General features: G+C 24.3%; 10 protein-coding genes. All 10 read right to left on the bottom strand.

Features of this window, described 5'->3' with window-relative positions; genetic code table 11:
* Positions 1 to 190: 190 nt before the first annotated feature.
* Positions 191 to 3,055, bottom strand: a complete 2,865-nt coding sequence (locus GBZ86_RS07190) for an N-acetylmuramoyl-L-alanine amidase (RefSeq protein ID WP_152889151.1) — start codon at positions 3,053 to 3,055, stop codon at positions 191 to 193.
* 297 nt (positions 3,056 to 3,352) lie between these two features.
* The gene (locus tag GBZ86_RS07185) at positions 3,353 to 4,225 is read right to left on the bottom strand and encodes a beta-1,6-N-acetylglucosaminyltransferase (RefSeq protein ID WP_152889149.1); all 873 of its coding nucleotides are present in this window, start codon (positions 4,223 to 4,225) and stop codon (positions 3,353 to 3,355) included.
* 14 nt (positions 4,226 to 4,239) lie between these two features.
* The gene (locus tag GBZ86_RS07180; RefSeq protein WP_152889147.1) at positions 4,240 to 5,754 is read right to left on the bottom strand and encodes an oligosaccharide flippase family protein; all 1,515 of its coding nucleotides are present in this window, start codon (positions 5,752 to 5,754) and stop codon (positions 4,240 to 4,242) included.
* 9 nt (positions 5,755 to 5,763) lie between these two features.
* Complete coding sequence (locus tag GBZ86_RS07175; protein WP_152889145.1) at positions 5,764 to 6,933, bottom strand: Coenzyme F420 hydrogenase/dehydrogenase, beta subunit C-terminal domain; 1,170 nt, start codon at positions 6,931 to 6,933, stop codon at positions 5,764 to 5,766.
* A 14-nt stretch (positions 6,934 to 6,947) separates the two neighbouring features.
* On the bottom strand, positions 6,948 to 8,321 hold the full coding sequence (locus GBZ86_RS07170; protein WP_152889143.1) for a hypothetical protein: 1,374 nt from the start codon (positions 8,319 to 8,321) through the stop codon (positions 6,948 to 6,950).
* A 74-nt stretch (positions 8,322 to 8,395) separates the two neighbouring features.
* Complete coding sequence (locus tag GBZ86_RS07165) at positions 8,396 to 9,604, bottom strand: polysaccharide pyruvyl transferase family protein (protein WP_152889142.1); 1,209 nt, start codon at positions 9,602 to 9,604, stop codon at positions 8,396 to 8,398.
* Complete coding sequence (locus tag GBZ86_RS07160; RefSeq protein ID WP_170272178.1) at positions 9,601 to 10,593, bottom strand: glycosyltransferase; 993 nt, start codon at positions 10,591 to 10,593, stop codon at positions 9,601 to 9,603. Before GBZ86_RS07160 ends, GBZ86_RS07165 begins: the two co-directional genes overlap by 4 nt.
* A 54-nt stretch (positions 10,594 to 10,647) precedes the next feature.
* Positions 10,648 to 11,805 carry a beta 1-4 rhamnosyltransferase Cps2T gene (cps2T, locus tag GBZ86_RS07155; protein WP_152889138.1) on the bottom strand — a complete coding sequence of 386 codons (1,158 nt, stop codon included), beginning with the start codon at positions 11,803 to 11,805 and terminating at the stop codon, positions 10,648 to 10,650.
* 15 nt (positions 11,806 to 11,820) lie between these two features.
* Positions 11,821 to 12,471, bottom strand: a complete 651-nt coding sequence (locus GBZ86_RS07150) for a sugar transferase (protein WP_327444480.1) — start codon at positions 12,469 to 12,471, stop codon at positions 11,821 to 11,823.
* Positions 12,472 to 12,520: 49 nt separating this feature from the next.
* Complete coding sequence (rfbA, locus tag GBZ86_RS07145; protein ID WP_152889136.1) at positions 12,521 to 13,411, bottom strand: glucose-1-phosphate thymidylyltransferase RfbA; 891 nt, start codon at positions 13,409 to 13,411, stop codon at positions 12,521 to 12,523.
* Positions 13,412 to 13,524 lie beyond the last annotated feature (113 nt).

Genomic DNA, 13,524 nt, shown 5'->3' with positions numbered 1-13,524 from the left:
CTCCTATATGTAATTTATTAAAATTTATTTATTATAGTTTTTCTTTATAGTTTAAATTTAAAACAATTTAATTTATAAATATTTTTACTATATGCTATAAAAAAAGAGGTGTGTAGAACTAGGTAATTAATGTTTTTTATAAATCATTAATTTATTCCTATCTAAAGTCACCTCTTTTTTACTCTCCCCTTTAATTTTCTTTAAACCAATTATCTACTGTATGAGCTAAAGCATTTGCTACTCTTCTTTGATGATTTTCATCTGCTGCTTTTGTTGCATCATTAGGATTTGATAAAAATCCTGCTTCTATTAGTACAGACGGCATGGATGCTTTTCTAGTTACATAAAGCCTTCCACTTTTAGCTCCTCTATTATAAAAGTTTCCTGACTTTGCTAAAGTATCTGCTAAAGCTTTTGCTAAAGCTTCACTACTTTCTATAGCATTTCCACTACAAGGAACTTCTCTAAAGTCACTATACCAAGTTTCAGTACCATATGCCATTATACTCTCAAATTCATTATGATGAACACTTATGAAAAGATCAGCTTTCAAATCATTAGCTAAAGATGTTCTTCTATCTAAGCTATCTACTACCGTTTTATCATAAGTTGTTTGGAAAGGACTTTGAGTTAAAACCACTTCATATCCTAACTTTGATAATTCATCTCTTAATTTAACTGCTAATTCCATATTTAGTTCACATTCTTTATATAAATTTCCATTATGAGAGAATGATGAACCAGTATCTACTCTATAGGCTGGATTAGTATTATGCCCTGGATCTATCACTATAAATTTCTTATGATTTAGCTTTATTAATTTACTCATTTCTTTAGTAGTATTGTCATTACCTATTGCTATAATTTTAACTTTATGATAACCTCTTGCAAAATTACTCACATCGAATTCACCAGTAAATCCACTTTTATTTCCATTTATATAGTTTGGAAAAGCTTTATTTACGTCTACTCTATCTATGTTTAAATTAGCACTTCCTAAGTAATTATTATCCACATATACTTTTACTTCTTTTACACCTGAATCATTTAATGCCCATCCTTTAATTTTTAAAGTTCTTCCTTTTAAAGTTGTAGCATCAACAGGGTTCTCTAAATTTATTTTAGCTATTTTTTTCTTTAATACCAGTTGTGAGGTCCTAGTAATTTTCGTGTTATCATTTCCAATTACTTCAATTTTAATGCTTTTTGTTCCTGGTGCAATAAACTGCATATCAAACTTTCCATTAAATCCACTTTTCTCTCCATTTAAATAACCTTTAAAAGTTCTATTAACATCTTGTCTATCTATGCCTAAATTTGCATTTCCTAAATAATTATTATCTGCATATACCTTTATTTCTTTTACACCTGAACCATGTAATGCCCATCCTAAAATATTTAAATAAGTTTTATTACCTTCAACAGTTATAATGCTTTTTTCAAAATTCATTTTAGCTGGCTTTTTCTTTAAATTTATTTTTGATAAAAAGTTTATTTTACTTCCATCATTTCCAATAGCTTCAACCTTTATAGTTTTCTGTCCTGCTGTAAAATTACTTATGTTAAACTCACCAGTAAATCCACTTTTCTTTCCATTTGGATAATCTTTAAAAACTTTATTAACATCTGGTCTATCTATACCTAAATTTGCATTCCCTACAAAATTGTTATCTAAATATACCTTTATTTCCTTTACACCTGAACCATGTAATGCCCATCCTTTAATACTTAAAGTATTATTATCTGTTGTAAAGTTTTGTTTTGGTGCTTCTAAATTCATTTTAGCTGGTTTCTTTTTTAAATTAATTTTAGAATTTTGAGAAATAACACTATTATCTTTTCCTATGACTTCAACTTTAATAATCTTTTCTCCTGGAGTAATATGACTTATGTTAAACTCTCCAGAAAATCCACTATTTTCTCCATTTGGATACCCTTTAAAAACTCTATTAACATCGAACCTTTTTATTCCTAAATTTGCATTTCCAACATACTCATTATTTAAATACACCTTTATTTCTTTTACTTCTGAGCCATGTAATGCCCATCCTTTAATATTTAAAGTATTTCCTTCTATTACAAGGTTTTGTTTTGGTGCTTCTAAATTCATTTTAGCTGGCTTTTTTTCTAATGTTATTCTTGCAGTTCTAGTAATTATTGTTCCATCATTACCTATAGCTTCTGCTTTAACAATTTTTTTTCCTGGGGTAACATGGTTTATATTAAATTCACCAGCAAATCCGCTATTTTCTCCATTTGGATAATTTGAAAATGCCTTATTAACATCCGCTCTTTTTATTCCTAATTGTGCATTTCCAATATACTCATTATCTAAATATATTTTTACTTCTTTTACTCCAAATCCTTGAAGTACCCATCCTGTAACTTTTAAAGTATTACCTTCTATCTTTAAGCTTTCACTAGGCTTTTCTAAGTTCATTTTTGATTTTTTTCTAGTTTTAGAAAAATGATCTAATTCATTATAAAGATCAATTATATCTTTTCCATAACTCTTACTTGAAGCCCAATTACTAGATAAGTCTAATACTTTAGGAGCTATTCCATAAATTCCAGCAAAATGTCTTGCATCATTAGTTTCATTTTTTCCTTTAGGATATCCTTTTCCTCCAGCATATAAAGCTAAATGATCTAAGTGTGCAGTTACTCCATCACTCCAGCTGTTAAATTTATGATGTGCATTAGCATCATCATCTCCTCCACCAACTGTATTTTTCATACCACAGGGATTTTTATAACTTTCATTTAAAATCCCTCCAAAATTTCCAAAATTAGTTTCTAAAGCTGATTGAACATAGGCTATAGCTGGATTAACTTGTCCATGTTTTTCATAAGAATCCCAATATAAGTCAACCAAATCCATAAAGGTTTTTGTTGCACCTCTCTTATAAGCCCAAGACCTAGCATCTTCTCTTGTTATTGTAGTTTTAGATATTATATTTATATTTTCCATAGCATGTACAAATCTACTTGGAATAATACTAAATATAAATACTAGCAAAATAAAAATTGATATTTTACATTTGTGTTTTCTCATATTTATCCCCTTTTTATTTATATAATTTTTCTTTTGTAGTAATATTAATCTTTGTAATTTTTTATTATCTATTTAAAATTACTCTATAAAATAACAAAATCTTTTTATCATTCTCATAACCATATTTTAATAAATAAGTTTATAGTTTCAATTTAATATTTCACAATTATGTAAAATTATTTTCAAAAGATAATTATATAGAAAATATTATAAAACATTGCCTTATTATTTTTTTTATAATATATTAACTTTAAAAACAATAATTTAAACAATGTAAAATTAATATTTTCTATATATCTATTTATTGCTTTTAATGTAATTGTAAATTTTATCTACTATTTCTTTATCTACATTAACATCAAACTTTCTTGCAAATAAATATGGTGATTGGACTAATTCCTGAAAATCCTTACTTCTAAATACATAAGGATTTCCTCTTTTCCAATCTATACATCTAAAACTTCCATTGTTCTCTGAAGTAATAGAATGTAATTTATCTTTAAACTTAGAATTTAAAGTAAAAGTTTGCATAAAGACTTCATCTGAACATATGGTTTTATCACAAAATTTAACTATTTCTTCTTTTTTTGAAAGTATATGCTTTGCTAAATCATTTGTTATACTAAACCACTGTGCTCCACGTCTTAAAGTATAATTATTATGCTTTAATCTATTTACTCCTAATATAGATTGAACTTTTGCATTTACTCTATCTACATAACTTATTAACTTGTTTCTATAAAAACTTGTATTTGTAAATATTCTATAGTATTTTACTCTTGGAGCTACATCATCATGATTAGTAAATCCTATAAATTCTGTTCCTTTATTCTCTTCAAAAAATTTATGTATATAATCTTGAGATTTTAAAGGTAAATCTACTCCTGAAATTAAATGATAATAATCATAGTTTCCTTTTACTGCATTTTTTAATAATGCTAATTCTACATCTACTTGTGTACTACTTCCCCAAAAAATATTTAATCTTGGTTCTATTAAAGTAGTTTTTGATTTTTTAGTTATACTTTTTATATATTGTAAATCTACATCTACAACTTTTTTATCTATATGTATAAATACATCATTTCTTTCATCATCAATTAACTTTAATAATTTTTCTAATATATAAAAATTGTTATGAGCAATTATCATATATGCATGTTTACCCATACTTTCTCCTTTGTTTAAGCCTTAACTTTCTTTTTAAATTTACTATATACTTTGTTTCTTTCTTCTTTTGAAAGTGATACAAAATAAATTCCTATTATATATAAACTATTGCTTATAGCTGCTTTTAATATTAAAGTTAAAAAGGAATTTTCTATAATATAATTATTTAAAATAATAAATATACCTGAAGTTAAAATTGCTATTATTCCTGTTCTTCCACATACAGTTGAAAAGAATCTTATAAGTTTTAATTCTAAAATCTTTTTATAGTATATATTCATTATTAAAGTATTTCCTATAAACATTGCTATGGCTGTAGCTAATGCTGGTCCCATAGGTCCAATTATTTTAAATAAAATAACACTCATAAATAAATTTAATATTGCATTAAATAAATATACTATAGATCTAAACTTATGTTTATTCATAGCAAACAATATTTGATATCCCGTTGTCTGAAACATAGGTACAGTTAATGCTATAAAAATAACTAATCCAAAGTAATAAGCTTCTATCATACTAGGTCCAACCCAAAGTAATATAAACTGTTTACCTAAAAATATATAATTTATTAATATCATTGCGACAATCATAAATTGAAATTTAGATGCTTTAGTAAAAAAATTATTTATTTCATTTTTAGATGCACCTTTAGAAACCATTTCTGTTAGCTTAGGTAAAAATACCCCTGAAAAAGTGGAACTAAAGTTTAAATATTGTGAAACTAGTTGAGCTGAAATATTATAAATACCCACTATGGATATAGTTGAAAACATTCCTAATATGATTCCATCTGTTTTCCAGAAAATTTGATCTGTAATAATACCTAAAAATACAAAAAATGAATAATGTTTTATTTGATTAGTAATTTCTTTATCTAATTTAGTAAAGTTCATTTTAACTTTTAAGCTGTGTTTAACCATTAAGAAGTTAAGTAAATTTACTGCTTGATTTATTATTAAATCTACTACAAATATCATTATCACATTGTATCCTAAATGTAATAAAACAATCATTGCAATTGCTCTTGTTATATTTTTTACTATAGTAGCTAACTTTAAAAATTTAAACTTTTGATGAGCAACTAAAACTGAATTAAATGTTGCACCTGGTATTTGTAAAATAATATTAAATAAAGCAATAACAAAACATGTTTTAAATAAATAAGCTTCCGTAGTAGTTAAATTAGGAAAAATATTATTAGAATTAAGAACAATAACAGTTCCAAAAATAATTCCAATCAAAGATATTTTTATGTAATTTTTAAAGCTATTCCCTACTAATTGTTCTAACTTATCTTTCTCACCTTTAGATTTATATAAAGCAACATATCTTGTTACTGTTTGCCCTATTCCTAAATCTAATATACTTATATATCCTATAACTGAATTTACAAGAGCAATAATTCCATATTGCTCTTTTCCTAAAAACTTTAACTGATATTTAGTCAGAAAAAAAGTTATAATTACTGTTGTAACTAAAGAAATATATGAAATAATTACATCTACTTTTAAATTATTTTTTTTCATTATAACTCCTTATTTTATTAATGCAGATTTTCTTAATATTCTTGCGATTTTCCTTTTTATTCTAAATTGTATTGATATTTTTATGTTACTTTCAATATTGGTATGTACATCTATTTTATTTATATTTTTGAAAAAACTTCTTCTTTTTTTATTGTATTTAGCCGCTTTTATTATTGATGGATTTTCATCTAAAATATCTTGTAAGTTTACTTTTTCAATAAAAATTTCTTCTTTTACTTTTTCTAAAATATCAGATCCTTTTTTAGAATTTACCATTACACAACATATTCCTTTGTTATCATGATATTTAGGATATTTTTTTTCAATTCCCCAAAAATCACCTATGGTAATATCACTCATAAGTTCATCACCTTTACATTTACAGTTATAACAAGAGTTTCTTAAATATAAATCATTTAAAAATCCCTTCATATATATATCATGATTAAATAATATATTTTTTTCTTTATTATTCTCAAATTCAATTTTTATTGAATAACTTTTCCATCCAGTTTCTTTATTCCTAAAATTATAAGATTTAATTTTACCATCTTTATTTTCAATAGATTTTAGATGCTTTCTAAATACTAAAGGTGATGGTACCCCATGACATACTACATCACATGTATATAAATCTTCATATTCTTTTCCTAAAAATTTATATAATCCATTTATTTGACAAGGTGTTCCTGTAAATAAAACTTTTTTTCTTAACTTTAAAAGTTCATAAACTTCTTTATATGTATTTCCTATTTTACTTTGTGAATATTTAGAGCCTCTCATAGCTGAAATTTCTTCTAAAGTTTTTGCCTGTGCATGAATAACATTCATATTTTCATCAAAAACAGCACCAAATACACTTCCACCTTGTAATATTATCTCTTTAGAAAGCACAGTGAATAAGCCTCCAGATGAACTTTTCATTCTTATTTTTTCCTCTTTATTAAAAACGGCAAAACATTTTTTATTTTCAATATTTATATTATCATTTTTAATTTTATTCTTATTTAAAACTTGACAAACTTTATCACATAACTTACATTCAATACATTTATTTTTATCTATAACTGGATAATAAAATCCATCTTCTCCCTCTTCCATACTAATAGCATTTTTAGGACATTTATTATAGCATGATTCACAACCATAACATAATTTTTTTACATCAAAATCTAACATATATATACCTCAAATTATTTAGCCTTTTTTCCAAAAGAATTTTCTATGTTATTTTTAGCTTTTATAATAAATTTTTTTAATTTATAAAAACTTTCTGCTATAGGGATAACTTCTGCCCTACTATTTTCATTATTATAATTATATCCAGTTACACAAACTATTAAAGATAGCATAATTGCATATAAAGAATATCTAAATACCATAGTATATACAGCTAATAAAGTTAAATCTATTGCAATAACTATAAATCCTAAGAATTTTAATTTTTTTAAATCTAACAATTTATTTAACATTTGTGTAAATACTAAAATTAATGCTAGAAAATATATTATTCCACCTTCATAAACTCTAAAAGATATTTCACTCATTCCAAAATGTTTATGTAACCTTTTTTCTCCATAACTTAATATACTTCCAATACCTTTTCCAAAACCATATCCGTTTCCTTTTTCTAATGCCATTTTATATAACATTAGTCTTTCTTCTTCTTTTGGCTTTTTATTTTGCTTTATTTTTTTTTCAGGTATTTTTTTCAAACCATATTGTTCAAGCTTTTCAGCTACTCTTGTATCCATAAAATTTCTAATATCTTTATTAAAATTGTATAAGGCAAAAAGTGATATAAAGCATATCAACACTATAATAAATATATTCTTTAATTCTTTTTTACTAGCATAAAGTACATATTTAAATAAATACTGCGCTATTAAAAAAGGAAAAATTAAAAAGAATGCTGTATTATCATTTTTACTTGAAATTACAAACATAAATAAAATTTCTACTATTATAAAAATTAATAATCCTTTATTTTTATTTAAAGCAAATCTATAAATATTTATAATTATTAAGGCAATCCAAAAAAATGTTAGTTCATGAGTTCCACTAGAACCTATCAATCCTGTAATATGGTCCTTATACATTGGATTATTTGAATAAAATCTCATTAAAAAATGAGTTCCACCTAATTGTTTCATTATTATTGGTATATTTATTAAGAAATAACTATTTAGAATAATAAATAAGTCATTTAAAATAAATTTCTTTAATGCTTCTTTATTCTCAATATTTAATATAGCAAAATATATGATTATAAATATATTAGCTAATCCATTAGTATAAAAATTATTTAAAAAATGTGAGTGTATTCCATTAAAAATAATATTTAATATGGTTACTCCACCATAAAACCCTAAAAATACTATATCTAATAATTTTACTTGAGAATTTTCATATGTCTTTTTTATTAAAATAGCAAATATTATTATACTTATGTATTTAAAAAAGTCTTTGTTAATGGCCCATCTTACCAATAATGTTTGAAATATAAGATATAGAATTAAAATTTTATGCATTAATGGTAATTCATTTCTTTTGCTTATTAAATTCATCCCTACTCCTTTCAAATTACATTACTCTTTATAAATATTATTTAACTTAATTACATAAGTAATTTAAATTAAAATTATTTTAATTTTTCTACTACGTTATTAACTTGTAACATAACTTTTTCTTGAACACTTTCCATAGTATTATTTATAGTGTTTATTATATTTTCATAATTGCTTAATATATAATTTATTTTTTTATTTACTTCTAAAGGAACTTCATTTTTTGCCCATAACTTTTCATCATTAGCTTCAATTATTAATTCATTCATATTTAATCCTGTTCCTAATACTCCTTTATATTTAACACTATAAGATAAAGCAATAGATGGCTTTTTCATTTGGAATGTTGATACTGCTGCATGCATTCTTCCAGTAATAGTAAATAAACTATCTCCTAATATTATTCTTGCTTCACTTGATAAAACTGGCTGGCAAATAGTTATTATTCTATCTTTATACTCTTTATCTAATTTCTTCATTATTTCTTTTATTATTATTCCATCATCTACACATTCTGGACGTAATACATGAGCTAATAATACAATTTTATATTCCTTTAAATCTTTTCTATCTAATATACTTTTAACAATTTCCACTTGATTTCTTATGTAATCATCTAAATTTTTTGTATATAATTCAGTAAGCCCTGATGGTACAATTGTTATGTATTTTTCATCATTTAGATTATATTTATTTAATATATTAGCTCTTAATTCTTTATTATTTTGTAATGGTAAATCTAAAAATGCTAAATCTCTAGAATCAAATATATTTTTAACTCCTAATTGTTTTAAGTATTGTAAACAATCATAATCTCTTGTATATACATGAGTTTTGTTTAAGATACTTTTAGCTAAAAACTTAGTATGTACTTTAGTAAATGGTCCTATGGTTTGACCTACTAAGAATACTTCCATATGCTTACTTCTTAAATTAATTTTAAGAATTTCTTTAATAAATAGGTTTACACCATAATATTCTGAGATATCATCTCCTCCTATTATGATTACTCCTTTAAAAATTTCACTTTCTTCTTTTAATCTTTTTTTGTAATCTAAAACTTTAGAAATTTTATTAGAACCTTTAAGTTCTCTTTTTTCATATTTAAATATATTATTTAATGCTGTTTCTTTTTTAAGTCTTTGTAAATCTTCTTCTGTACTACAATCTACATAAAACTCTGCATCTTTACATTTTGAATTTATTCTATCTATTATATTAATAGCCATCATTAAACTACCATAATTATAGGTATTACAAATATGTTCTATTTTTATTTTCATTTATTTTTTCCTTCCTTTAATATTAATAATATAGCTAAAATTTTTGGGCAATATTTTAATAAATAAATATATGCTTTATCCTTATTATTAAAATAATTAATTTCATTTATATACTTATTACAATATTTTCTTATTTTGCTGTTTTTAAAAAATATTAAAAGTTCTTTAATACTTGCTACCTTACTCATCATATAAAAGTTATACTTAATATTTTCAAACATTTGTTTATTTAATACTAATTGTACTAAATCTTTATCCTCTATTACTCTACTTAAATCCTCTAAAGCATCTATAAAAGTAAGATTTTTAGCAGAAATACTATGACTTACTGAAGATTCTCTCATTACATAATGAAATAAAACGTTCTCTATACTACTTACTTTTTTACATAATAATAATACTTTGAATATAAAATTTTGATCTTCTCCATTATAAAAATATTCTATAAATTTTATATTATTTTTTTTTATTATTTCTCTTTTAAATACTATATTAGACATACTTAAAGCTACTTTATTATTAATTACTTTTCTTAATAAATCTTTTCCTAAAATATTTCCTTGGGTATAACTATGATAATCTTCATAACTCCAACTAGCTATTCCCTCTTCATTCACTCTATCATAACCAAAATATATACTGTCTGATTTTTCTTCTTTGACTTTTTCTATAAGTTTTTTTACCAAATTACAATCTACATAATCATCAGAATCTAAAAATATCAAGTATTTTCCTTCAGCTTTTTCCATAGCAAAATTTCTAGTTTTACTCACTCCTGAATTACTTTGATGAAATATTTTGTAACTAAAATCTACATTTTTAAGATATTCCTTAGCTATCTTAAAAGAATTATCTTTAGAACCATCATCCACAAGTATAACTTCAAAATCTTTATAACTTTGATTATTTAAAGAACTTAAACACTTACATATATAATTTTCTGTATTATACATAGGTATAATAATACTTAAAAATACTTCTTTATTCATATTTTTCTCCATTACTGCAATAAATTCAAAGTAAAACTTTCTTTACCTTAATATTTATAAAGAATTAAATAAATTTTCATATTTCTCTACTATGTATTCCCAAGTGTAATTTTCTTCTATTCTTTTCTTAGCACATTTAGACATTTTACTTATAAAATCTTCTTTAGCATTTTCTAATTTATTGATTAAATTAGCTAAATTCATATGCTCCTTTGTAAAATAAACAGCTCCCTCTTCTCCTACTTCTTTATTAAAACCTACATCTAGCAATATATTTAAATCTGTAGTTGCTAATGCTTCAAGTAAAGACGGATTTGTTCCTCCTACTTCATGACCATGGAAATAACCATAAGCATTTTCTCTTATTTTCTTTAAAAGTTCTTGATCATAAACTGTTCCAACAAATTTTACTCTTTTATCTTTTTCAAAACCTGTTTTCTCTTTTAATGCTTCATAAAACTTATTTTTTTCTACATTAGTAATTAATACAAAATCTTTTTTAGTATTTGATTTCATAAATTCCGTTAACATTGTTTCATAATTATTTTCTGGTACAAATCTCCCTACTACTAAATAATATTCTTTAGCCGTTAATTCTTTGTCTTTATACCAACTAATTAACTTTTCATCATTATCCTTTAAGCTAGATTTTTGTCTATCTGCTCCATAAGCTATAAATGTAGTTTTAGGTTTATATTCTTTATAATCTTCTTTTATATATTTTTCTATATTTAAAGAATCACAAACTAATAAATCTGCATGCTTAACCATAAGCTTTTCAGACACCTTCCAGTATCTTCTTATAGCAGCATTCCATTTTCCTCTTTTCCATTCATGTCCATCAGGATTTACTAATAAATTAACTCCTAAATTCTTTAATTTATTTTTATATCCTTCTATAAATGGTCCTATTCTACAAGCTAATATATATACTAAAGCATTTTCTATTTTATTTTCTTCTATGTACTTTATAACTCTTTTCAAAGCTGCTATATCATAATAAACAGCTTTACCTGGTCCTATATTAGGAACTTTAATATTAAAACATCTAGCTCCATTATGTTCAAATTCATTATTATTATCTGCTAAACACGAAACATGATACTTAATATTTTTATCCTTTTTATTTTCAGTTAACTTCTCTACAAAAGTTTCAAATCCACCATATTTTGCTGGTATTCCTTTTGAACCAATTATAAATATATTCTTCATTTATTTTCTCCCCTTCTAACTTGCATGTTCATCTCCAAACAATACAAAAAATGTTTTAAAGATAAGCTTTAAATCTAATAAAAAACTTCTCTCTTTAACATACTTAACATCTAAGCTCATCCATTCTTTAAAACCAATAGAATTTCTACCCATAACCTGCCAATAGCAAGTTAAGCCTGGAATTACTGTTAATCTCTCTCTCATCCAAGGTTCAAATTCTATTACTTCTTTAGGTAAACTTGGTCTAGGACCAACTAAACTCATTTCTCCTTTTAAAACATTTATAAGCTGAGGTAATTCATCTATACTTGTTTTTCTTATAAATTTTCCAACTTTAGTTATTCTAGGATCATTTTTCATTTTAAACATAGGTCCTGTCATTTCATTTTTTTCTTTTAAAAGCTCTTTTAACTCTTCTGCATTTATTACCATTGATCTAAATTTATACATATAAAAACGCTTACCATTTAACCCAACTCTTTCTTGAGCAAATAATATAGGTCCCTTTGAATCTTTTTTTATTAAAAAACTTATAACTAAAAATAAAGGGGATAGTAATATCAACCCCATTAGTGCCACTGAAAAATCAAGAAATCTCTTAGAAAAGTTATAAAAATTATAATTTTTGTTATTTGATTCTTTGTTAAATACGTAGTTTCTTTCCACTACATGCCAACTCCTTAAAACTTCGTTTATAGTTTACAAAAATAAAGATTTAATTTATGCTATTTACTCCCTCTAGTTCTTCAACTATATCCATAAGATATTTTCCATATCCAGTTTTCATTAATGGTTTTGCTAGCTTTATTACACTTTCTGAACATATCCATCCTTTTCTATAAGCAATTTCTTCTAAACATGCAATATATGTTCCTTGTGTATTTTGAACAGTTTCTACAAAGTTAGATGCTTGAAGCATAGATACATGAGTTCCTGTATCTAACCATGCCATTCCTCTTCCAAATAAGTTTACCTTTAACTTTCCTTCTTCCATATACATTCTATTTAAATCAGTTATTTCTAACTCTCCTCTATGTGAAGGCTTTATTTTTTTTGCCTTTTCTATTACAGTATTATCATAGAAATATAAGCCTGGAACTGCATATTTTGATTTTGGTTTTTCTGGCTTTTCTTCTAAAGATAATACATTACCTTCTGCATTAAATTCAACTACCCCAAAAGCTTTAGGATTTTGAACATAATATCCAAAAATCATAGCACCTTCTTCTAAACTTGCAGCTTCCTTTAAATATGATGAAAAATTTTGTCCATAGAAAATATTATCTCCTAATATCATTGCAACATTATCTTCTCCAATAAATTTTTCTCCAATTATAAAGGCTTCTGCTAATCCATTTGGTGATTCTTGAATTTCATAAGAAATGTTTAAACCCAGTTCACTACCATCTTTAAATAATTCTTTAAAGTTTGGCAAATCTCTTTCTGTTGATATTATTAATATATCCTTAATTCCAGCTAACATTAAAACTGACATTGGATAATAAATCATTGGTTTATCATAAATAGGCACCATTTGTTTTGACATCGATTTTGTTACTGGGTAAAGTCTTGTTCCAGAACCTCCCGCTAATATAATCCCCTTCATATTATTAACTCCTCCTTATTAGCTTTTAAAAAATATTTTTAAAGTTTAGCTAATTATAAAATTAAAACCTATAATGTATTTTCTACTTTTATCGACAAAATAATTTATAATAA

The sequence above is a fragment of the Clostridium tarantellae genome (assembly GCF_009295725.1).
GTDB classification, from domain to species: domain Bacteria; phylum Bacillota; class Clostridia; order Clostridiales; family Clostridiaceae; genus Sarcina; species Sarcina tarantellae.
Note: the sequence above shows the minus strand (reverse complement) of the source record. Positions and strands in the feature narration are given on the sequence as shown.